A 21,178-nucleotide genomic window follows, 5' to 3' on the forward strand; every position below is an offset into this window, starting at 1 on the left:
CTTGACCACCGCACCCACCACCACACCCACCGCCGCCGTCCCGTTGCTGCCCGCCGCGCACTCCGGCGGCTGCCCGTTCGACCCGCCGCCCGCGTACCCCGAGGCCGCCGCCACCGGGCCGGTGACCAGGGCCGAACTGCCCGACGGGGACCTCTGCTGGCTGGTCACCGGCTTCGCCGAGGTCCGCACCGTGCTGTCCGACCGCCGGTTCAGCGCCGACATCCGCCACCCGTCCTTCCCCCTGCTGATCGCCGGCGCCCGCTCGCTGATCACCGACAACCCGGACTTCCTGCGGCTCGACGACCCCGAGCACGCCCGCCAGCGCCGCATGATCACCGGGGAGTTCCTGGTCAAGCGGGTGGAGACGCTGCGCCCGGAGATCCAGCGGATCGTGGACGGTGTGCTGGACCGGATGACCGAGGGCCGGACCACGGCCGACCTGGTCACCGACTTCGCGCTGCCGGTGCCCTCGCTGGCGATCTGCCTGCTGCTCGGCGTGCCGTACGAGGACCACGACCGCTTCCAGAGCCTGAGCCGCACGATGCTCGGCCGGGAGAGCACCGTGGAGCAGCTCCGGGAGGCCCAGGAGGAGGTCCGGGAGTACCTGCGCGACCTGACGGGCCGCAAGCGCGCACAGCCGGAGGACGACGCCCTCAGCCGGCTCGCGGCGCGGGACGACCTGACCCCGGACGACGTGGCCGGCATGGCGGTGCTGCTGCTGATCGCCGGGCACGAGACGACCGCGAGCATGATCGCGCTGTCGGTCGCGCTGCTGCTGGAGCACCCCGAGCAGATCCCCGCCCTGGCCGACCCGGCCACCCTGCCGGGCGCGGTGGAGGAGCTGCTGCGGCTGCTGACCATCGTGCACACCGGCCTGCCCCGGGTGGCCCTGGAGGACGTGGAGTTGGGCGGCGTCACCGTCCGGGCCGGGGAGGGCGTGATGGCGATGCTCTCCACCGCCAACCGGGACGAGACGGTGTTCGGCGGCGAGGCCCACCGGGCGACGGACGAGCTGGACGTGCACCGGGACGCCCGGCGGCAGCTGACGTTCGGCTTCGGCGTGCACCAGTGCCTGGGCCAGCCGCTGGCCCGCGCCGAACTCCAGATCGCCCTGGAGACGCTGTTCCGCCGGCTGCCGGGGCTGCGGCCGGCCGGCGAGCGCGAGTTCCGCACCGACTCGTTCATCTACGGGATGCGGTCGCTGCCCGTGACCTGGTGAGCGGGGCCCGATGACGGGAGCGGCCGCGGCGACGGTGCCGAGGTAGACGCATCCGCGCGGTGCCGCCCCGTGCCGCCCGCCGCCGCCCGCCGCCCGCCGCCCCGGCGTGACGACCGGGAGCGGCGGGCGGCACCGGCCGTCCGGCTCCTAGGCGGCGGGCTCCCTCGGGTTCATGGTGCAGAAGAACACCCGGCCGTGCGGGACGTCGAGGTAGAAGCTGCCGGTGTAGTGGCCCTTCGCCACCGAGCGGTCGAACTGCTCGGACCGCAGCCAGCCCGCGAGGTCGCCCGTCTCGGCCTTCAGCTCCTCCGGGACAGCGCAGGTGATCTGCGCGTTCGCCCAGTCGCTCTTCAGCGCCACCAGCGCCGCCATCGAGCTCCCGCCGAGCTTCGCGACCCCGGTGAATTCCTGGTCCGTCGGCCCGGGCACGTCCTGCCGGGTGTTCGTGCCGAGGACCTTGGTCGCCCAGGTCGTCTCCGTCACCTCGCCGAAGTACGGGAACAGTTTCCGCACCAGCGCCGTGTCGTGACCGACCGTCGCCTTCGGCTTCGGCTTCGCCGCGTCGGCACCACCGCCCCCACCGCCGTCGCATCCCGCCAAAGCCACCACGGCCCCCGCCGCGACCACCAGCGCAACCACCCTGCGCACCAGCACAGTGCCACCCCCATTCGTTCGACGACGATCCTGCCGCACACCCTGCTCCCCCGCCAACCGTGCACCGGATGGCGAAGGCCGTAGCCTCCGTCCGGCGCGATTGGGGAACAGGCGCGGTCTCCGGGCACTAGGGTGGCCTGAATACCTTGAATTTACGGGTACTTGACCATGCGTCACATGCTCCGAAGGAGTCCAGGGTGTCGACCGTCAACACGCGCCTCTCGCTCGGACTGCACCTCGTGGTGTTCCGCATCCTCCGGATGCGCCTGCTGCTGGCCGTCGTCGTCGCACTGGCCCTGTTCCGGGTGATCTCGGCGGAGCAGGCGCTCATCGCCGCGCTGGTGGTCGTGGTGGTCCTCGTCTCCGCGAGGAGGGTGGCGCTGAAGGCGATCACCCCGCGGGTCAAGGCCGTGTGCCAGATCCGGGTGGGCGAGCGGCACCTGCTCGCCTCCGCGGGCCGCCGGCCGGTGATCACGGTCAACGACCCGGACACGGGGAACGTGGTCGCCACCCTGATCGGGCACCGCTGGGGGGTGAACGCCCTGTGCGAGGTGGAGGTCGACGGCCGGCCCCTCCTGGCCTCCGGCGGGGACGACCGGACGGTGCGGCTGTGGGAGCCGGGCTCGGGCAGGCAGGTGTCCGTCCTCAAGGCGACGATGGCCGCCCTGCGCGGGGTGTGCCAGGTGCGGGTGGGCGACAGAGTGCTGCTGGCCGCCGGCGGGGACGACCAGGCGATCCGGCTGTGGGACCCGGCCTCGGGCGAGCTGGTCCGGGTCCTCTCGCCCCGCGCCGGCGGGGTCATGGCGGTGAGCACGGTGCACTCCGAGGGCGGGGAACTGCTCGCCACCGCCCACCTGGACAGGACGCTGCGACTGTGGGACCCGGCCACGGGCGAGCAGCTCCGGGTGCTGACGGGCCACCACGACGGCTGGCCGACGGCCCTGTGCCAGATACGGGCCGCCGACGAGATCCTGCTCGCCTCGGCCGACACCCACCAGAAGGTGCGGCTGTGGAACCCGGCCACCGGGGAGCAACTCCGCTCCATGGAGGACGACTTCGGCTCGCTGCACGCCCTGTGCCAGGTCGAGGTCGGCGAGCGGCACCTGCTGGCCTCCGCCGGCGACGGGCCGGGCGTCAAGCTCTGGGACCCGGCCACGGGCGAGCACGTGGGCACCGTGGGCGGCGTCGAGGGCTTCACGGGGTCGTTCGGCTGCGGCTGGGTGCAGGCCCTGTGCCAGATCGACGTCGGCGGTGAACTGCGGCTCGCCACCGGCGGGTACGACAAGACGGTGAACACCTGGCGCCTCACGGACCTGAGCGTGTCCTAGGCTTCGGACAGCCCATCGCCCGAAGCCTCCGAGGGACGACCCGTGCACCTGCCGGACGAGATCCACGCCGAGATCACGGAGCTGTGCCGCGAGGGCGACTCCCTCGCCGGGGCACGGGAGTTCGCCCAGGCCAAGGAGCGCTACGTCGCCGCCCTGCGCCTGCTGCCCGGCGACCCGCGCCAGTGGGCGGCCTCGACCTGGATCTACGCCGCCCTGGGCGACGTCCACTTCCGCACCGGCGTCCACGACCGGGCGCACAAGTGCTTCCACAACGCCGTCCAGTGCCCCGGCGGGCTCGGCAACCCGTACGTCCACCTCCGCCTCGGCCAGACCGCCCTCGAACTCGGCGACCGGGACCGGGCGGCGGACGAGCTGATGCGCGCCTACATGGGCGGCGGCGCGGAACTCTTCGCCGAGGACGACCCCCGGTACCTCGCCTTCCTGCGCACCCGCGCGGAACTGGACCCGGCGTGAGCGACGCCTGGCGGCTCGACCCCACCTTCGCCGTGTGCCGCGAACTGGCGGACGGCACACCGCCGTCCGCCTTCGCGGGCGGGCCGTACGACGTGCGGGCGGTGGTGGCCTCCCTCCGGACCGGGGCCAAGGACGGATTCCTGCTCGACGAGATCCCCTGGGAGCGCTTCCCGCACGGCGACCGGGTCGGGGAGGCCCTGCGGCTGCTGCACACCGGGGCCCTCCCCGTCGGGGCGGACGTGGTCGGCAGCCTGTGCGCCGACGACGCGCGGGCGGGCGCCGTGCTCGCCGTCCCGTTCCTGATCCGGATCGCCGCCGACCCCCGCCACCCCCACCGCTCCCTCGCGCTCGCCGAGGCCTCCGCCCCGGCCCGCGCCCGGTACGTCGGGCGGGCGTGCCGGGACACGCTGCTGCTCCACCGCTCCGACGGGCTCGATGACGCCGACGACGACGGATACGGGTACGAGGTGACCGGCTACCCCGCCGCCTGGTCCGTCGCCGCCGCCCGGGCCGCGATCACCGCCGACGCGGGCCTCCTGCTGCCCCTGCTCGGCGATCCCGCCCCGGCGAACCGCGTCAACGCCGCGTACGCACTGGCGACCGCCGCCGACCCCGACCGCACCCTCCGGGGCGCGTTCCTCGACCGGTTCGGCGCCGAGCCGGACCCGACCGTCCGCGCCGCCCTCGCGCTCGCCACCGCCGAGGCGACGCGGGCCCGTCCACACCCGGCCGCAACGGCGTGGCTGCGGGCGCTGTGGCAGGACGGGGCCGAGGCGCCCGAAGTCCGCCTCGCCGCCGCGATCGGCTGGCTCTGCGTGACCGACGAGCCCGCCCCCTCTCGCCTGCGCGACGCCGTCGACGCACTCGCCACCGAGGAGCGGGCCCGCGCGATGGACCGTGCGCTGCCCTGGATGTCCGCCGCGAGCTCCTCGCGGGAGACCGGGCTGCATCGCTGCGTCCGCGAGATCCTCCACCCCGAACTCCCCTCCCCGGAGCCACGCTTCGAGGACCCGTGGAGCGCACCCGCGCGTTGATCCGTGGCCGACCGCCCTCCCGCACGCACGGGCGCAGGTATGGGTCCGGTACGTGCGCGCGGCCGGTCGCCTCCCCCGTTGAGGGGAGGCGACCCGCTCTCCAGGGGGAGGCGGGGACGCGGCGACCGGGCGAGCCTGGAGGCATGATCACCGCCGCCTCGCCCGTCACCCCGCCCGCCGCCGCGCCCGCCGTTCCCCCGCCCCCGCGCTGGGCGGTGTGGGCCGCGCACGCCGCCGCGCTCACCACCGTGCCCTCCGGGCTGTGGCGGATCGCGCTCGGCTTCGGACTGCCCGTCGGGTACGGGGAGTCGGTGCTGCGCGAGCAGTTCGACATCCCCGGGACCGGCACCGTCTACGTGATCGCGCTCAGCCTCGTCTCCGAGGCGCTCGCCCTGCTCACCCTCGGGCTGGTGCGGCCCTGGGGCGAGGTGGTGCCGCGCTGGATCCCGCTCCTCGGCGGGCGGCAGGTGCGCCCGCTCGCCGCCGTCGTCCCGGCCGCGCTGGGGGCGGTGGCGCTCACCTGGCTCTGGGGCGCCGGCGGCGGGGTCCTCAGCTGGTGGAGCATCGAGCACCACCCGGCGTACGACGGGCCGTGGCTCGACATCATCGGCGTCTGCTACCTGCCGCTCCTCCTCTGGGGCCCGCTGCTCGGCCTCGTCACCGTCTCCTACTACCTGCGCCACCTGACCCGGAACTCCGTCGGCAGCGAGCCCAACTCCTCCAGCTCCCCGGCGAGTTCGGGTGCCTCCTCCTCCAGCCGGCCGCCATCCAGCAGCGGCGCGGAGCGGTAGATCTTGCGCAGCGAGAACGCCCACCCCGGGCCCTCGCCCCCGGCCTCGACCTCCAACTCGTGGGCCTCGTACCGGATTCGGCGGCTCTCCTCGGCCGTCCCCTCGCAGGCCTCGAGGGCGGACCACAGCTGCTGGTCCGTCATCCGCGCCACCTCCTCCGCCTTGGACTCCGGCTCCGCCAGCAGCCGTTCGGCCAGACGCCGCACCACCGAGACCGGGCCCACGTTGTCCCAGGAGGTGTGCAGCCGCGCCTCCGCGCCGACCAGCCCCACCAGCACCGCCGCGTCCGCGCGACCGGCCGACACCACGCCGTCCACCAGGCGCAGCCGCGACAGCAGCGCCGCCGGGTCGACGTCCAGCCGCCCGGCCGAACGGCCGCTGCGGGCATAGGAGTCGAGGTGGTCGAGGCTCATCAGGCCGGGGCGCCCGACGAGCGGGGAGGGGCCCTCCAGTACGCGCTCGACGTCTCCGGCGGCGATCCCGTGCCGGTCGAGGACGCCGCGGACCGGCTCGGCGCGCAGCAGTTCCAGGCCGATGGCGTGGTGGTCGAGGCCGCCGAGGCCCTCGAAGGTGTGGCTCAGCGGCAGGTGGCCGATGTCGTGCACCAGGGCGGCCACGCGCAGGAGTTCGTCCCCGGGGTGGAAGTGCGCGGCGAGCGCGAGCACGCCGAGCGTGTGCTCCAGCCGGGAGTACGACTGCAGGGTGCTGAGCGCCGAGGCGCCGCCGTGCGCGACGAAGTGCAGGCGCCGCAGCGGCGCGGTGCGCAGCAGTTCGGCCTCCACCGGGGCCAGCCGGACGGCGGTGCGCCACAGCGGGTCGGTGAACTCGGGGGTCAGGCCGAGCACGTTGCTCGGGACGGCCGTTCGCGTACCCATGAAAATCCCTTGCCTCTTCCTGTCGGACCGGCTGGCTTTCGCCTCGCCCCATGATCGTCGCCGTCCTACAGCCAGGGAGGTGTGCAGCAGATGCGCACGCGTGGTCAGTCCTCCAGCCCCGTCCGCCTGTCCCCCCTCCCCACGCTCCCCACGACGGAGACGCCTTGCCCACCATCCGCATCACCGCGCTGACCGACCCCGAGCGCAGCCCGTCCGCCCACCGCCTGGCCTGGCTGGCCTCCGACGGTGACGGTACGCCCGTCGGCTCGGCGTTCCTACGGCTTTTCACCGCCCCCGGCGTCCTCCCCCGCCACCGGGAGCGCGGGCTCGCCCTCTGGATGAAGGCCGCCGCCATCCTCCACGCCCGCCGCCGGCACCCGCAGGTGGGCGGCCTGCTCACGGACACGGCCGACACCAACCCGTACACGAGGAACGTCAACGACGCCCTGGGTTACGCGCCGACGCACGCGACGTACGAGTACCAGCTGGATCTCTAGACCGGGAGGGCTCCGGGCACCCGCCGTTCGTAGCGGCTGAGCAGCACGGTGGGTGTCCAGCTCCCCTCGACGTCGCCGCGGTGCTCGAAGCCCCGGGAGCGGTAGTAGGCGCGCAGGCGGGGGTTGTGGGAGACGCAGTCCAGCCGCAGGAACTCCGCCTGCCGCTCGGCCGCCTGCCCGGCCGCCCAGTCGAGGACGACGGCGCCGAGGCCGGACGCCCACCGGCGCACCGCCAGCCGGTGCACGTAGGCGGCGGTGCCGCCGAGGTCGGCCCACAGCCGGTCGGCCCAGTCCACGGTCACCGTCCCGGCCACCCGCCCGTCCGCACGGACCAGCCAGGTCTCGCCGCGGGCGACGGCCTCCCCGATCCACGCCTCCTCGAACCGCGGCGGCCACTGGCTGATCCCCTGACCGCCCAGCCACCCCGCCGCCTCGTCGAGCACCTCCAGCACCTCGCCGGTGCGGGCCGCCCCGACCCGCTCGAACGCCACGTCCGTGCCCCGCCAGTTCGCATCCACGGGGGCATCATCCCAGGCCCCCTGCGGCGCACTAGGGTGATCGTCATGACGTTCTCCGAGGCCTTCCTCCGCACCGCCGAGCACCACGCCGCCTGGGGCGTCGAGCAACTGGAGGCGCTGGGGCGGGTCCTGCCCGGCGGGCCGTGGACGGCCGACCTGGAGCAGTGCCGCTACGAGTCCGCCGGCCGGACGGTCCGGGTGGGGCTCCTCGGCACGTACGACCGGGCCGCGCGCTCCTGGCTCTGGGGCTGGGCCAATCCCGGGTTCCAGGGCGCCCCGGTGGTCGCCGCGAGCGCGCGGATCGCCGAGTTCGGACGCCTCCACGGCGTGCCCGAGCTGCGCGAGGCGGGCGTGGACCTCTCCGTCTTCGCCGACCCGGACCGGGCCGCCGAGTCCCTCGCCTTCGTCGGCATGGGCGTCCTCGGCGCCGCGGGCTACATCGGCCAGCCGGCCGGCCCCTCCACCCGCGTCTACTTCACCCCCGACGACCCCCAACTCCCCCACCCCGCCCTGGACCCCGTCACCCTCCCCCGCTTCCTCCTCACCGGCGCCGGCCTCTTCGGCCGCTCCCCGCGCGAGGTCGTCTCGGGCTACTTCGCCCACCACGGAGTCCCCGTCGCCCAGACCCCGGACAGCCTCTCCGCCCGCCTCCCGGGCGGCACCACCGCCGTGGTCGCCTTCGACCCGCTGGGCCGCATCGCCTCGATCAACGCGACCGCCACGGGCGCCTGAGCGCGCGCCCGAGCGCGACGAGCCCGCGGCCGCATCGGAGCGATGCGGCCGCGGCACGAACTCAACGTGGCGTCACGGAACGAAGCGGACGCCCCGAGCTGCCGAGCGGGGCTCGTACTCCCCCGGGTTGAGCGTGACGTTGACGGGCCCCTCGCAGTCCGGGTTGGGGTAGAGCTCGGCGTGGCGGTCCGTCTCGTTCGCCAGCGGCCCTTGCGCGTCGATGGCGTGGCAGACGTTGTCGCTCGGGTCGGTGAGCCGCACCACACCGTGCGGCGAGAGGTACCAGAACGTGCCGGTGGCGGCGAACGCCGTGGCCGGGGCCGTCAGCGCGAGCACGGCGGCACCCACGAAGGCACCGGTGCGCAGGAGGACGTTACGCTTCATTGCGATCACTCCCAGTAGTCGTCCAGGAGCTTCAGGCTATCTGCGGCGAGTACGAACCACCACGGCGTCCGATGGCACGCGGCAGCGCCCGAACTACCCGGCCACGCCCTCCGAACGAGCACCGGAATCCGACTCCACCGCCCCTCGCGCCTCCCGCACCCGGAGAGGCGAGAGGGAGACGGGGAGGAAGGCGACCGACAGCAGCCCCGCTCCGCACCACAGCGTGGCGTGGAGCGTCGTCAGCTCCCCGAGGAGCCCCGCCAGCGCCGCGCCGAGGGCGAGGGCGCCGGTGAGGAGGAAGCGGAAGGTGGCGTTCATGCGGCCCAGGAGGGCGTCGGGGGTGGCGTGTTGGCGCAGGCTCACGCCCAGGACGTTGTCGACGCCGGTCTTGGCCATGGCCAGCAGCCAGCCGGCGCCCGCGAGCCAGAGCCAAGGGCCCCGGGCGGCGAGGGGGACGAGGAGGGCGGCGGGGGCGAGGGCGGGGCCGAGGAGGGCGAGGGTGCGGCCGTGGCCGAGGCGCCGGGCGAGGGGGCGGGCGCAGCGGGCGCCGAGGAGGAGGCCGATGCCGCCCGCCGCCCAGAAGAGGCCCAACGCCCCTGCGGGGAGGTGGAGTTCGCGGATGAACAGCACCGGGAGCATGGTGTTGATGATCTGGGAGCCCAGGTTCCCCACCGCCGCCGTGAGCGCGAGGGCGCGCAGTTCGGGCTTGCCGAGGACGTGCCGCAGTCCCTCGCCGATCTGCGCCCCGAGCCGTACGTTCGCGCCCCCGACGGGCGGCGGCGGCGGTGTGCGGCGCAGCGCGGTGAGCCGCAGCGCGGAGGCCAGGTACCCCGCCGCCGCGCAGGCGACGGCGACCGGCGCGGTGAGCAGCTGGACGAGCGTCCCGCCCACGCCCCGGCCCGCGATGTTGCCGACGGCCATCAGGCTGACCAGCGCGGAGTTCGCCCGTACGAGCCCCTCGCGGCCGACGAGTTGGGGCAGCACGCTCTGCGAGCCGATGTCGAAGAAGACGGTCGCGCAGCCGTTCAGCAGCACGGTCGCGTACAGCTGGCCGAGCGTGAGGGTGCCGAGCCACCAGGCCGCCGGGACGGAGGCGAGCAGGGCCGCCCGGAGCAGGTCGGCGGCGATGAGCACCCGCCGGTGGCGCATCCGGTCCACCCAGGCTCCGGCGGGCAGGCCGATGAGGAGGAAGGCGGCGGTGCTCAGCGCGGAGAGCACCCCGACCTGCCCGGGCGTCGCGTCGAGGGCGGAGACGGCGATGAACGGGACGGCGATGTAGCCGACGTTGGTGCCGAGTTGGCTGAGGGTGGACGCCCCGAAGAGCGTACGGAAGTCGGCGCTGCGCCACGGGTTCACGCCGCCCTCCGACCGCTGCGCGTCAGCCCGACGCCCGCGAGCACCAGGACCGTGCCCGCCACCACGCGCATTCCGACCCGCTCTCCGAGGGCGACGGCGCCCAGCGCGACGGAGACCACCGGCAGCAGGTATCCGACGGCGGCGGCCGTGACGGGGCCCTCGTCGGCGATGATGCGGGAGTTGAGGTGGAAGGTCACCCCGGTCGCGAGGACTCCGAGGAGCACGACCGCTCCGAGCCCGGCGAACGTGGCGTCCTCCGGAGCGGACCCGCCCGCCGGGAGCGCGAGCGCGCCGATCCCCGTCGCGGCGAGGAGCTGCGCGGCCGACAGCGCCAGCGGCCCCGTCCCCCGCCCGATGAGGTGCCGGGCCATGTAGGCGAAGGCCGCCGCGTAGCTGACGGCGGCGGCGAGCAGCGCCGCCACGCCCCAGCCCGTCAGCCCGCCGCGCTGCCAGGGCGCGAGGATGGCGAGCGTCCCGGCGAAGCCGGTCAGCAGGCCCGCGAGCCGGGCCGGCCGCAGGCCGCGCTCCGCGCCGAGCGCGAGGCCGATGACGAGGGACCACAGCGGCGTGGTGGCGTTCAGCGCGCCCGCCACCCCCGAGTCGACCTGCTGCTCGCCGACGGCGAGCAGCAGGAACGGCAGCGTGTTGCAGAGCAGTGCGGCGACGACGAGGTGCCCCCAGGTCCGGCGGTCGCGCGGCAGCCGCTGCCCGGCGGAGCGGGCCAGGAGCAGCAGCGTCCCGGCCCCCAGCGCGCAGCGCAGGACGGTGATGTGGAGCGGGGAGAGGCCGCCGGCCAGCGCGAGTTTGATCCAGAGGAAGCCCGACCCCCAGAGCAGGGCGAGGACCGCCATCCGCAGCGGGGTTCCGCGTGAGCCGTTGTGCACCGTCCGCCTCCAAGATCGGTTCGTCCGTCCTCCGGTACGGTGCCGCGCCCGCCGGTCGTAAGACAAGCGAAAAGATCTGGACGGAGCGTTAAGCTGCTCTACATGCTCGATGTGCGTCGCATGCAGGTGCTCAGGGCCGTGGTCGCCAGCGGGTCGGTCACCGCGGCCGCGCGGAACCTCGGCTACACGCCCTCCGCCGTCAGCCAGCAGATGGCGGCGCTGGAGAAGGAGGCCGGGATCGGCCTGCTGGAGCGGACGGGCCGGGGCGTACGGCCCACGGAGGCCGGCCGGGTGCTCAGCGCGTACGCGGACGTCATCGGCCGGCACCTCGCCGAGGCGGAGACGGCGCTCGCCGAACTGCGGGCCGGGCGCACGGGCCGGCTGGCCGTCCGCTACTTCGCCACCGCGGGGGCCGCGGTGGTGGCCCCGGCGGTGGCGGCGCTGCGGCGGGAGCACCCGGGCGTGCAGGTCGAACTCCGGCTCGGCGAGGCGGAGGAGTCCCTGCTGGAGCTGCGGGAGGGCCGGGCGGACGTGGCCCTGATGATCCGGCCGACGGACGCGCCGCCCGTGGACGGCCTCCGGTTCACGCACCTGGCCGACGACCGGTACCTCGCCGTACTGCCCCGGGGCCACCGGCTCGCCGCGAAGCGGGAACTCGACCTGGCCGACCTCGCGGACCAGCCGTGGGTCGGCAGCGACCAGCCCGGCCCGTGCCTGGCCCCCGTCCTGGAGGCCTGCGGGGCGGCGGGGTTCAGCCCGGGCTTCGTCGTCGAGAGCGGGGACTACGCCACCGCCCAGGGCTTCGTCGCGGCCGGGCTCGGGGTGGCCCTGATCCCCGAGCTGGGGCTGGGCAGCCGCCACCCGGGCGTGGTCGTGCGCAGGGTCCTCCGCCCGGAGCCGGTGCGGGCGATCCAGGCCGTGGTGCGCGAGCCCCTGCCCGCCCGGCCCGCGCTGCGCTCGCTGCTGGACGCGCTCGGGGACGCGGCCGCCGGGCGAACTCCCCGGGGCGCGTCGCCCGACACTCCCTAGGCCCTCTCTTTCGGATCTTGCCGGGCGCACGACGCCGGGCATCCCGCCTGGACGCACCGGCGAATCGTCCAAGTACGACCCAGTACGAGCACGATCCGCCGGCACGCCCAGCCGGGCGCCCAACGCCGCGCGCTGATCCGCCAAGATCCGAAAGAGAGGGCCTAGCCCTGCTCGGCCGTCCACTCCTCGTGCTGGGCGCAGGCGCGGCGCCAGAGCTCCGCGCGCTCGGCGTCGGTGATGCCCTCCTGGGAGATCCGGAAGACGTCGGCGAGGACCTCCTCGAACTCCTCCGCCGAGTCGATGACCCGATCCTCCGTCCCGGCCGCTTCGATCCGGCGCAGGAGGCGGCTGCGCAGGAGGAACATGCCCTTGGCGTCGCTGAGTTGGGCGGTGAGGGTCCGGACGAAGCCCGACTCGGGGGAGGTGGAGAGCCGGTGGTGCGTGGCGGCGAAGGAGGACAGCTCCACCGGCTCGGGCGCGAAGTCGACGGCCGTGAACGGGCCTTGGGGGTCATGGCGGAAGCGCCAGCCGCCCGGGGCCACCTCGGAGGGCTCCAGCGTGACGGTGAACGGCCCCTGGGCGTACGTGCCTTTGCGAAGCGGGACGGGCTCGTACAGGCCCCCGGCGAGGGCCACGTCGGCCATCCAGACCTCGCCGTCGAGGCGGACGGTGAGCCCGAGGTGCTCACCGCCGAGGTTCGGCTCGTCCTGCGGGGTGCCCTGGACGCCCGCCGTGTGGAGGGTGACTTCGTAGCCGAGGGCGTCCAGCAGCGCGGCGAACGCCCCGTTGAGGTGGAAGCAGTACCCGCCGCGCCCCCGCACGATCCGGTCGACGCACTCCGCCGGGTCGAGCGTGGTCGGCCGGCCCAGGTGGATGTCGAGGTTCTCGTACGGGACGCGCTCCACCGCCGCCCGGTGCAGCGCCCACAACGCCTCGGCACTCGGCGCCCCCGGCCGCTCCACGCCCAGCACGGCCAGGTACCCGTCGACGTCGATCATCCCCCTACCCTAGGCACCAACTCGCCCGCCCGCTCAGGGTTTCAGCAGCCCCCAGTACAGCGCCCAGGGCACGAAGGCCGCCCCGGAAGCGGCGAGCAGCAGGACCCGGCGCGCCCGGTGGCCGCGCAGGACGGCGAGGCCCGTGCACACGAGGGCCGCCACGGAGGCGAGTTGGAGCAGCAGCCACACCACCGGCCGGCCGAGCAGCACGGGCCCCGGCAGGCTGCCGGCCGTCAGCACCATGAAGAGCAGGTACGTCATGGACCCGAGCACCGCGAACGCCCCCGCCGACGCCGCCCAGCACGCGAGCCGTGGCAGGTCGGCGGGCCGGGGGTGGCGGCGCAGGCGGCGCAGCGCTCCGCCGAGCAGGTAGCCCCCGAAGCCGGCCAGACAGAACAAGGACAGGCAGGCCTGGAGCCACGGCCGCTCGTACCAGCCGAGCGGCGCCAGGGCGTGGCTCTCCACACCCTGCGCAGGCGGCGCGTCCACGCTGACCGGCGGCAGGCCGTCTGCCAGCTGCCCGATCCAGGCCGCCTCGTGGTCCGCGTAGTCGGCGGGCAGGGCGGTCGGCCGGTCGAAGCCGTCGTCGAAGGTGCGCTGGAGGTTGTGCCGCACGCCGGGGACGGTGCGGATGGTGAAGTGCCGGTTGCCGCCGTCCTCCAGCGCCTGCCGGACGATCCGCTCGCTCTCCGCCGGGGCCGCCTCGCGGTCCAGCGCGCCCCACTCGGCGAGCACGGGCTGGCGCACCCTCCGCCAGGCCGGGACGGGGTCGTAGTCCGCCTCGGCGAACAGTCCGGCCCCGGCGAGCTGCCGGATCGCGGTGACCTGCATGGCCTCCGTCAGTGAGCCGGACACCCCGGCGTGACGCAGGAACTCCCCGTACGCCCACGCCTGTTGACGGGCCGGGGTGAGGCCGACGGCGCCCGCGGTGATCACGTACGCCACGTCGTCGGAGCGCCCGGCGGCCAGCGACACCGCCCACGCACCCTCGGAGAGCCCCCACAGCCCAACCCGGCCCGGGTCCGCCTCGGGGCGGGTCCGCAGCAACCGGACGGCGGCGAGCGCGTCCTCGGCCAGTTGTCCGAAGTCGCGGTGGGTGGTGGAGTACCCGTCCGTGCGCTTGTCGTAGATCAGCGTCGGGATTCCGTGCCGGGCGTACGCCTCGGCGCCGGGCCGCAGTTCGGCGGTGGTGACGGGGCCGGCTCCGCCGACCATCACCAGCGCGGGGCGGTGGGCGGCGCCGCGCGGGGCGATCAACTCGCCGTGCAGGGTGGTGCCGTCGGCGCCGGTGAAGGACACAGGGGTCGCGACCGGCGCATCGTCCGCCCAGGCGCTCAGCGGCACGAGCATCGCCAGCAGAACCCCCAACAGGCCCGCCCACACCGCGCGTTGAGATCTTGCCCGCATTGCTCCCCCACCCCGTGACGATCGTGCTCCTCAGGCCCCACAGCCTTCCGGAGCGGTCGCCGGGGCGGGATGGGGGCGCCTCCCGGATCGCCGAGGGGGTTAACCCCCGCCCATCGCTCGCCCGCCTCACACCGCCGCGCCCGGCGCGGCCACCGCCGTGGGCGGGGTGGTGGCCCCGGCCGTGGTGCCCAGGGTGCGCTCGACCTTGGCGACGGCCGTGCGGTAGTACATCGAGGCCGCCTGCGAGGAGGAGCCGTCGCGCTGGAAGAAGCCGAAGACCATGCCGACCGTGCCGAAGCGCTCCAGCCCGATGTAGGCGTTGAGCTGCACGCCGCCGAGCGTGCCGTCGAGGCGGACGGCGGGGGCGTCCGGGCGGTCGCCGAGGGTGACGGGGCTGACGTTGAACGTCGTCTCGTCGGGGGTCCCGGCGTCGAAGGTCACCGTCTTGCAGGCCTTGAACGCGTCGGCGGCCTTGGCGAAGTCGGCGGTCACCTGGTTCAGGTCCCCCGCCGTGAGGGACTGCGACACCATCGGGTTGTCGTCCTGCCCGTCGAGTTCCGTCTCGGCGTGCGGGACGGTCGAAGGCGGCGGTGTGGCATGGGAGTTGAGCAGCGCGGACAGCGCGTCGCAGCCGCTCACCGGGCTCGGGTTGCCGCCCGGGCCGGGGCTCGGCGTGGAGGGCACCTCGGTGAAGCCGGACTGCGGCCCGAGGTCGTTCGCGGTGAGCAGCGCTGCCTTCAGCTGGTCCGTGGACGGGAGTTGGTCCGCCGGGGCCGCCGGGGCGAAGGAGGGCGAGGCGGAAGCGAGTTGGGCCGGGCCCAGGGCGACCGCCGCGCACAGGGCGGCGGCGGTGAGGGCGGAGACAGGCCTCGGGAGGGACATGCGGGGCCCCCGGTCGAGAGTTCGGGCAGGGACAGCCACCAGTGTCCCACCGGGGCCTGCCGGGGGCGCGCGGGCGGGGATCGCCGCAGGTCAGGGCGATCCCCGCCGCACCTCACAGGGCGGCGGCCAGCTCCGTCCCCTGCTTCACGGCCCGCTTGGCGTCCAGCTCCGCCGCGACGTCCGCCCCGCCGATCAGGTGCGCCTCGATGCCGCGCTCGCGCAGCGCCTCGTACAGGTCCCGGCGCGGCTCCTGCCCCGTGCACAGCACCACGGTGTCGACGGGCAGCAGCTGCCGCTCGCCGTCCACGGTGAAGTGCAGTCCGGCGTCGTCGATCAGGTCGTAGGTCGCGCCGGCGACCATCACCACGCCCCGGTGCTTGAGTTCGGTGCGGTGGATCCAGCCGGTGGTCTTGCCGAGCCGGGCGCCGACCTTGCCGGTCTTGCGCTGCAGCAGGTGGACGCGACGGGGCGGGGTCGGGCGCTCGGGCGCACGCAGTCCGCCGCGCTCGCGGTACTCGGCGTCGATGCCCCACTTCGCCTGGAACACGGGCGGGTTGAGGCTGGCCCCGTCGCCGGAGTCGGTCAGGTACTCGGCGACGTCGAAGCCGATGCCACCCGCGCCGAGGATCGCGACGCTCTCGCCGACGGGCGCGCCGTCGCGCAGCACGTCGAGGTAGCCGAGCACCTTGGGGTGGTCGAGCCCCGGGATGTCGGCGGGGGTCCGGGGCGTGACGCCGGTGGCGAGGACGATCTCGTCGAAGTCCTCCCCCGCCAGCTGCTCGGCGTCGACGAGGGCGCCGAGGCGCTGGGTGACGCCCAACTCGGCCAGCCGGGTGCGGAAGTAGCGCAGGGTCTCGTCGAACTCCTCCTTGCCGGGGACGAGTCGGGCGATGTTGAGCTGGCCGCCGATGGTCTCGGCCGCGTCGAACAGTGTGACCTCGTGGCCGCGCTCGGCGGCGGAGACGGCGAAGGCGAGACCGGCCGGGCCCGCCCCGACCACGCCGATGCGCTTCTTCAACTGGGTGGGCGAGAGCACGAGTTCGGTCTCGTGGCAGGCGCGCGGGTTCACCAGGCAGGAGGTGATCTTGAGGTTGAAGGTGTGGTCCAGGCAGGCCTGGTTGCAGCCGATGCAGGTGTTGATGGCGTCGGCGCGGCCCTCCCGGGCCTTGGCGACGAACGCGGAGTCCGCGAGCAGCGGGCGGGCCATCGACACCAGGTCCGCACAGCCGTCGGCGAGCAACTGCTCGGCGATCTCGGGGGTGTTGATGCGGTTGGTGGTGACCAGCGGGATGCCGACCTCGCCCATCACGCGCTTGGTGACCCAGCCGAAGGCGCCGCGCGGCACGGAGGTGGCGATGGTGGGGATGCGGGCCTCGTGCCAGCCGATGCCGGTGTTGATGACGGTCGCGCCAGCCGCCTCCACGGCCTTGGCGAGCCGCACCACCTCCTCCAGGGTGGAGCCGCCGGGTACCAGGTCGAGCATGGAGAGGCGGTAGACGATGATGAAGTCCTCGCCGACGCGCTCGCGCACCCGCCGGACGATCTCCACGGGGAAGCGCATCCGGTTCTCGTACGGGCCGCCCCACTCGTCCTCGCGCCGGTTGGTCGCGGCGACGACGAACTCGTTGACCAGGTACCCCTCGGAGCCCATGATCTCGACGCCGTCGTAGCCGGCCAGGCGGGCGAGTTCGGCGCAGCGGGCGAAGTCCTCGATCGTCTGCTCGACCTGCTCGGCGGTGAGCTCGTTGGGGACGAACGGGCTGATAGGCGCCTGGAGCGGGCTGGGGGCGACGAGGCCGGGGTGGTAGGCGTAGCGGCCGAAGTGCAGGATCTGCAGGGCGATCTTCCCGCCCTCGGCGTGCACGGCCTCGGTGACGACGCGGTGCTTCGCCGCCTCCTCCTCGGTGGTGAGCATGGCGCCGCCGTCCCAGGGGCGGCCGGCCTCGTTGGGGGCGATGCCGCCGGTGACGATCAGGCCGACGCCGCCCCGGGCGCGCTCGGCGTAGAAGGCGGCCATGCGGTCGTAGCCGCCGGGGGCCTCCTCCAGGCCGACGTGCATGGAGCCCATGACGACCCGGTTGGGCAGGGTGGTGAAGCCGAGGTCGAGCGGGCTGAGCAGGTGCGGGTACGGGCCGGGCTCGGGGGTCATCGGCGTCTCCTGCGTGCGTGCGTCTCCGGGGTGGTTGTTACCGAAGGGTAGGGGACGGCCTCGAGGCTATGCAACTAGTTGCATAGCCTCGTCCGGCGAACCGATCGGGGGCAAGGAAGGGCAGGAAAAAGCCCCGGCCCCGTGCGGGGACCGGGGCTCACGCCGCAGTCGGCCTCAGACGTTCACGCCGTAGTCCGTCGCGATGCCGCGCAGGCCGGAGGCATAGCCCTGGCCTATGGCGCGGAACTTCCACTCGGCGCCGTTGCGGTACAGCTCGCCGAAGACCATCGCCGTCTCGGTCGAGGCGTCCTCGGTGAGGTCGTAGCGGGCCAGCTCCTGGCCGTTGGCCTGGTTCAGGATGCGGATGAACGCGTTGCGGACCTGGCCGAAGTTCTGCAGGCGGGCGTCCGCGTCGTAGATCGACACCGGGAAGACCACCTTGGCCACGTCGGCCGGCACGCGGGAGAGGTCGACCTTGATCTGCTCGTCGTCGCCGTCGCCGCCACCGGTCAGGTTGTCGCCGCTGTGCTCGACCGAGCCCTCGGGGCTGCGCAGGTTGTTGAAGAAGACGAAGTGCTGGTCCGAGACCACCTTGCCGAGCGCGTTGCACAGCAGCGCACTCGCGTCCAGGTCGTAGTCGGCCCCGGTGGTCGTGCGAACGTCCCAGCCGAGCCCCACGATCACGGCGCTCAGACCGGGCGCCTCCTTGCTCAGCGAGACGTTGCCGCCCTTGGCCAGCGAAACTCCCACAATGCCCTCCTCGGATCTCCCTGCGAACGAATCTACAACACTGTAGAGATCTCCAGAATCCGCCTGCGGGCGGGCTCCCCCCGGGTATTTTTCAGGGCCGACCCCGGGAACCGCCACCCCCCGGACGACGTCCGTCCGCCGCGCCGCGCCGGGGAAGGCCGCCCGACCTAGACTGACGGTGATCCTCACGGCGCCCCGGCGGGAGGCCCCCATGCGCAGGCGGTACAGCTTCCACCTCGACGAGAACGGGCACTCCGTCACCGTCAACGTCCGCTCCGGCACGGTGATCACGGAGACGGAGCTGCTGGTGGACGGCAAGGAGTGCGCCTTCCACCGCGTGCACGGCCACGGCGTCTATCCGCTGCTGCTGACCGGCCAGCTGGCCGAGGAGCCGCCCACCCCGCTCGCCGTCCGGCTGGAGCGCACGGGCGAAGCCGAGCACCCGCTGACCTGCACCCTCGAACTCGGGGGCCGCGACCACCCGATGCCGGAGCGCACGGCGCGCTGATCGCCACCTTTGCCCGTGAATGTCACGGAACCGTACAATCCGATCACGTGAACTCCAGTACCGAAGAACCCGCCGACACCTTCGCCGAGTTGTTGCGCGAGGCCATGACCGGCGCCGAGCGCTTCGGCCACCGCCAGCACGTGCGCCTCACCTGGCTCGCCGTACGCCAGTGCGGGCCCGACGGCGCGCTCGACCTCATCGCCGAGGGCATCCGCCGCACCGCCACGGCCGCAGGGGCGCCGCAGAAGTTCCACGTGACCATGACCCGGGCCTGGGTCCGGCTGGTCGCCCGGCACGCCGACGAGGCCGACGACTTCGACGACTTCGCGGCCCTGCACCCCGAACTGCTCGACAAGGACCTGCTCTCCCGGCACTACCGACCCGGGACGCTCACCGACGAGCGGGCCCGCACCGGCTGGGTCGAGCCGGACCTCACGCCGCTGCCCTGATCCACCGCCTCCCGAGGGGCGCCTCCGGGCGCCCCTTCTCCTTCCCCGGACTGCCGGCAATCCAGTGTGTGCGGCGCCGGGCCCCTCTCCCCTCTCACGCCTCCGTCAGCTCGCCGACGATCTCCTCCACCGCCTTGCGGGCCCGGTCGGCGTCCTCGCGCACGAGCCCGAGGCGCGTACGGCGGTCCAGGACGTCGGAGGCGTCCAGGGCACCCTCGTGGGTGACGGCGTAGACGATCTCGGCCCGGGTGACGTCCAGCCCCTCGGCGATCGGCTCCAACTCCCCCGCCGCCAGCACCTCGTGGGCCAGCCCGCCGTGCCGGGCGAGCAGCGAGGCGGGCAGGCCGCTCGCCTCCACCGGGCGGCTGTCCCGGTGCCCCGGGGCCCCGATCAGCGGCAGCCGGGCCGTCCAGCAGGCGCGCCCCGGCAGGCCGCGCAGGCCCACGGCCTTGTCGACGGCGTCCTGGGCCATCCGCCGGTAGGTGGTGAGCTTGCCGCCGACGACGGTGATCACCCCGTTCGGGGACTCCAGCACCGCGTGCTCGCGGGAGATGTCGGCGGTGTTCCCGCCACCGGTGTCGATCAGCGGGCGCAGCCCCGCGTACGCGCCGCGTACGTCCGCGCGGGTCAGGGCGGTGGCCAGGGCGGCGTTGACGGTGTCCAGCAGGAAGGTCAACTCGCCGTCGCTGGGCTGCGGTTCGTCCGGGACGGGCCCGGGCGCGTCCTCGTCGGTGAGCCCGATGGCGACGCGGCCGAGCTGCTGCGGCAGCGCGAACACGAACCGGCTGATCGAGCCCGGCACCGGCACGGTGAGCGCGGCCGTCGGGTGGCCGAGGGCGGCGGCGTCCACCAGTAGGTGGGTGCCCCGGCTGGGCCGCAGCCTGATCGAGGGATCGACCTGGTCCGCCCAGACGCCGGTGGCGTTGATCACGGCGCCCGCCCGGATCTCCAGGCCCTCCCCGGTGAGGGTGTCCACCAGGCGGGCGCCGGTGCCGGTGACCTCCTCGGCGCGGACCCTGGTCAGCACGGTGGCGCCGTACTGCGCGGCCGTACGGGCCAGGGCGACCACCAGCCGTGCGTCGTCCACGAGTTGGCCGTCGTGTGCGACCAGCGCGCCGCGCAGGCCCTCCGTCCGTACGCCCGGGACGAGCCGGCGGGTGCGGTCCGCGTCGATGCGGCGCACCCGGGGCAGCACGGCGGCCGGCGTACCGGCGGTGCGGCGCAGCACGTCCCCCGCGTGGAAGCCGGCCCGGATCAGGGCCGCCTGCCCGGCGCCAACCAAGTCCGGGAGCAGCGGCACGAGTTGGGGCATGGCCCGGGTCAGGTGCGGGGCGGTGCGGGTCATCAGCACGCCGCGCTCGACCGCGCTCTCCCGGGCGACGGCAAGGCGCCCGGTCGCGAGGTAGCGCAGGCCGCCGTGGACGAGCTTGGAACTCCAGCGGCTCGTCCCGAAGGCGAGGTCGCGCGACTCGACGAGGACGGTGCGCAGCCCGCGCGAGGCCGCGTCCAGGGCGACCCCGGCGCCGGTGACGCCACCCCCGATCACCAGCAGGTCGATGCGCGGGTCGGCGGCGAGGGCGTCGAGGTCGCAGCGGCGGCGCTGCGCGTCGAGTCGGCCGGTCCCGGCGTGGGGGTTGCCCGTGGGCGTCATGGCGCGAGGTATCCGTTCAGTGCTCGGGCCAGTTCGCGGCGCCAGGCGGCCTCGGGGAGCAGGGAGGCGACCATGCGGTGCGACTGGACGGTGGACTGGGCTATCAGCAGGACCATGGCGGCCAGTTCGACGGGCTCTCCGGCCCGGATCGAGCCGTGCGCCTGGCCCTGCTCGATGCCGGCGCGCAGGGCCTCCAGCAGGCCGCGCTGGCTGGTGCCGAGCCGCTCGACGACGTACTCGAGCAGCAGGTCGGAGTCGTCGGAGTGCAGCAGGGCGCCGAGCACCGGGTGGTCGCGCAGGCGGACGGCGACCTCGACGATGCCCTCGACGAAGGTCTCGCGGTCGGCGTAGGCCAGCACGGCGCCGCCCTGGATGGTGGCCAGGATCTCCCGGGTGAGCAGCGCGCCGATCACCGCCTTCACGTCCGGCCAGCGGCGGTAGACGGTCGGGCGGCTGACCCCGGCGCGGCGGGCGATCTCGGCCAGCTGGGTACGGCGCACGCCGAGGTGGACGACCAGGTCGGCGGCGGCGTCCAGGATGGCGTCGTCGGTGCTGCGGGGCTCGCCCATGAGAGAGGACTCGACGTTACTACTTGACATGATGTGTGAA

Annotated in this window: 22 protein-coding genes and 1 pseudogene; 10 read left to right on the forward strand and 13 right to left on the reverse strand. The window is 74.4% G+C overall.

The features are described from left to right. Position 1 precedes the first annotated feature (1 nt). Positions 2 to 1,219, forward strand: a complete 1,218-nt coding sequence (locus tag ACIRRS_RS03710; RefSeq protein WP_402964450.1) for a cytochrome P450 — start codon at positions 2 to 4, stop codon at positions 1,217 to 1,219. 147 nt (positions 1,220 to 1,366) lie between these two features. On the opposite strand, the gene ACIRRS_RS03715 is transcribed toward ACIRRS_RS03710, so the two are convergent. After that, positions 1,367 to 1,867, reverse strand: coding sequence for a hypothetical protein (locus ACIRRS_RS03715; RefSeq protein ID WP_402964453.1), 501 nt, complete (start codon positions 1,865 to 1,867; stop codon positions 1,367 to 1,369). A gap of 203 nt (positions 1,868 to 2,070) precedes the next feature. Here ACIRRS_RS03715 and ACIRRS_RS03720 point away from each other — a divergent pair, with 203 nt between their 5' ends. From ACIRRS_RS03720 to ACIRRS_RS03735, 4 genes are all read left to right on the forward strand, one after another. After that, entirely contained in the window at positions 2,071 to 3,201 is a 1,131-nt protein-coding gene (locus ACIRRS_RS03720) for a WD40 repeat domain-containing protein (RefSeq protein ID WP_402964456.1), read from the forward strand. A 42-nt stretch (positions 3,202 to 3,243) separates the two neighbouring features. After that, positions 3,244 to 3,675, forward strand: coding sequence for a tol-pal system YbgF family protein (locus tag ACIRRS_RS03725; protein ID WP_402964459.1), 432 nt, complete (start codon positions 3,244 to 3,246; stop codon positions 3,673 to 3,675). After that, positions 3,672 to 4,709 (forward strand): hypothetical protein, encoded by a 1,038-nt coding sequence (locus ACIRRS_RS03730; RefSeq protein WP_402964462.1) that lies wholly within the window; start codon positions 3,672 to 3,674, stop codon positions 4,707 to 4,709. The genes ACIRRS_RS03725 and ACIRRS_RS03730 overlap by 4 nt, the downstream gene beginning before the upstream one ends. Positions 4,710 to 4,852: 143 nt before the next feature. Continuing rightward, positions 4,853 to 5,500 (forward strand): hypothetical protein, encoded by a 648-nt coding sequence (locus ACIRRS_RS03735; RefSeq protein ID WP_402964465.1) that lies wholly within the window; start codon positions 4,853 to 4,855, stop codon positions 5,498 to 5,500. A gap of 512 nt (positions 5,501 to 6,012) precedes the next feature. Here ACIRRS_RS03735 and ACIRRS_RS03740 read toward each other — a convergent pair. Continuing rightward, positions 6,013 to 6,375, reverse strand: a pseudogene (locus ACIRRS_RS03740) (HD domain-containing protein); the annotation flags it as partial. Positions 6,376 to 6,539: 164 nt separating this feature from the next. Between ACIRRS_RS03740 and ACIRRS_RS03745 the strand changes: the two are divergent. Next, entirely contained in the window at positions 6,540 to 6,872 is a 333-nt protein-coding gene (locus ACIRRS_RS03745) for a hypothetical protein (RefSeq protein ID WP_402964468.1), read from the forward strand. Here ACIRRS_RS03745 and ACIRRS_RS03750 read toward each other — a convergent pair. Then, the gene (locus ACIRRS_RS03750) at positions 6,869 to 7,390 is read right to left on the reverse strand and encodes a GNAT family N-acetyltransferase (RefSeq protein WP_402964471.1); all 522 of its coding nucleotides are present in this window, start codon (positions 7,388 to 7,390) and stop codon (positions 6,869 to 6,871) included. The genes ACIRRS_RS03745 and ACIRRS_RS03750 overlap by 4 nt on opposite strands. Before the next feature lie 45 nt (positions 7,391 to 7,435). On the opposite strand from ACIRRS_RS03750, the gene ACIRRS_RS03755 reads away from it, so the two are divergent. Next, positions 7,436 to 8,122 carry a DUF6882 domain-containing protein gene (locus ACIRRS_RS03755; protein ID WP_402964474.1) on the forward strand — a complete coding sequence of 229 codons (687 nt, stop codon included), beginning with the start codon at positions 7,436 to 7,438 and terminating at the stop codon, positions 8,120 to 8,122. A gap of 72 nt (positions 8,123 to 8,194) precedes the next feature. On the opposite strand, the gene ACIRRS_RS03760 is transcribed toward ACIRRS_RS03755, so the two are convergent. From ACIRRS_RS03760 to ACIRRS_RS03770, 3 genes are all read right to left on the reverse strand, one after another. Beyond that, complete coding sequence (locus tag ACIRRS_RS03760; protein ID WP_402964477.1) at positions 8,195 to 8,506, reverse strand: hypothetical protein; 312 nt, start codon at positions 8,504 to 8,506, stop codon at positions 8,195 to 8,197. 93 nt (positions 8,507 to 8,599) lie between these two features. Continuing rightward, positions 8,600 to 9,862, reverse strand: a complete 1,263-nt coding sequence (locus ACIRRS_RS03765; protein WP_402964480.1) for an MFS transporter — start codon at positions 9,860 to 9,862, stop codon at positions 8,600 to 8,602. Continuing rightward, the gene (locus ACIRRS_RS03770; RefSeq protein WP_402964680.1) at positions 9,859 to 10,713 is read right to left on the reverse strand and encodes a DMT family transporter; all 855 of its coding nucleotides are present in this window, start codon (positions 10,711 to 10,713) and stop codon (positions 9,859 to 9,861) included. Before ACIRRS_RS03770 ends, ACIRRS_RS03765 begins: the two co-directional genes overlap by 4 nt. Positions 10,714 to 10,848: 135 nt before the next feature. On the opposite strand from ACIRRS_RS03770, the gene ACIRRS_RS03775 reads away from it, so the two are divergent. Beyond that, entirely contained in the window at positions 10,849 to 11,775 is a 927-nt protein-coding gene (locus ACIRRS_RS03775) for a LysR family transcriptional regulator (protein WP_402964483.1), read from the forward strand. A 161-nt stretch (positions 11,776 to 11,936) separates the two neighbouring features. Here ACIRRS_RS03775 and ACIRRS_RS03780 read toward each other — a convergent pair whose 3' ends face one another. The 5 genes from ACIRRS_RS03780 to ACIRRS_RS03800 form a co-directional block, all read right to left on the reverse strand. Next, positions 11,937 to 12,773, reverse strand: a complete 837-nt coding sequence (locus ACIRRS_RS03780) for an arylamine N-acetyltransferase (RefSeq protein ID WP_402964486.1) — start codon at positions 12,771 to 12,773, stop codon at positions 11,937 to 11,939. A gap of 33 nt (positions 12,774 to 12,806) precedes the next feature. Beyond that, positions 12,807 to 14,141 (reverse strand): alpha/beta hydrolase family protein, encoded by a 1,335-nt coding sequence (locus ACIRRS_RS03785; protein WP_402964489.1) that lies wholly within the window; start codon positions 14,139 to 14,141, stop codon positions 12,807 to 12,809. A 165-nt stretch (positions 14,142 to 14,306) separates the two neighbouring features. Then, complete coding sequence (locus ACIRRS_RS03790; protein ID WP_402964492.1) at positions 14,307 to 15,062, reverse strand: hypothetical protein; 756 nt, start codon at positions 15,060 to 15,062, stop codon at positions 14,307 to 14,309. A gap of 112 nt (positions 15,063 to 15,174) precedes the next feature. Next, entirely contained in the window at positions 15,175 to 17,211 is a 2,037-nt protein-coding gene (locus ACIRRS_RS03795) for an FAD-dependent oxidoreductase (RefSeq protein ID WP_402964495.1), read from the reverse strand. 174 nt (positions 17,212 to 17,385) lie between these two features. Beyond that, positions 17,386 to 17,961: a TerD family protein gene (locus tag ACIRRS_RS03800; RefSeq protein ID WP_402964498.1), complete on the reverse strand. Its 576-nt coding sequence runs from the start codon at positions 17,959 to 17,961 to the stop codon at positions 17,386 to 17,388. A 211-nt stretch (positions 17,962 to 18,172) separates the two neighbouring features. On the opposite strand from ACIRRS_RS03800, the gene ACIRRS_RS03805 reads away from it, so the two are divergent. Both ACIRRS_RS03805 and ACIRRS_RS03810 read left to right on the forward strand, forming a co-directional pair. After that, positions 18,173 to 18,469, forward strand: coding sequence for a hypothetical protein (locus tag ACIRRS_RS03805; protein WP_402964501.1), 297 nt, complete (start codon positions 18,173 to 18,175; stop codon positions 18,467 to 18,469). Positions 18,470 to 18,516: 47 nt separating this feature from the next. Beyond that, positions 18,517 to 18,918, forward strand: coding sequence for a hypothetical protein (locus ACIRRS_RS03810; protein ID WP_402964504.1), 402 nt, complete (start codon positions 18,517 to 18,519; stop codon positions 18,916 to 18,918). 94 nt (positions 18,919 to 19,012) lie between these two features. Here the strand turns inward: ACIRRS_RS03810 and ACIRRS_RS03815 are convergent, their stop codons facing one another. Beyond that, complete coding sequence (locus ACIRRS_RS03815; protein WP_402964506.1) at positions 19,013 to 20,569, reverse strand: glycerol-3-phosphate dehydrogenase/oxidase; 1,557 nt, start codon at positions 20,567 to 20,569, stop codon at positions 19,013 to 19,015. Continuing rightward, the gene (locus tag ACIRRS_RS03820; RefSeq protein WP_402964509.1) at positions 20,566 to 21,168 is read right to left on the reverse strand and encodes a TetR/AcrR family transcriptional regulator; all 603 of its coding nucleotides are present in this window, start codon (positions 21,166 to 21,168) and stop codon (positions 20,566 to 20,568) included. The genes ACIRRS_RS03815 and ACIRRS_RS03820 overlap by 4 nt, the downstream gene beginning before the upstream one ends. Positions 21,169 to 21,178: the final 10 nt, after the last annotated feature.

Origin of the sequence: Kitasatospora sp. NPDC101183, assembly GCF_044767945.1 — a bacterium.
Taxonomy (GTDB): domain Bacteria; phylum Actinomycetota; class Actinomycetes; order Streptomycetales; family Streptomycetaceae; genus Kitasatospora.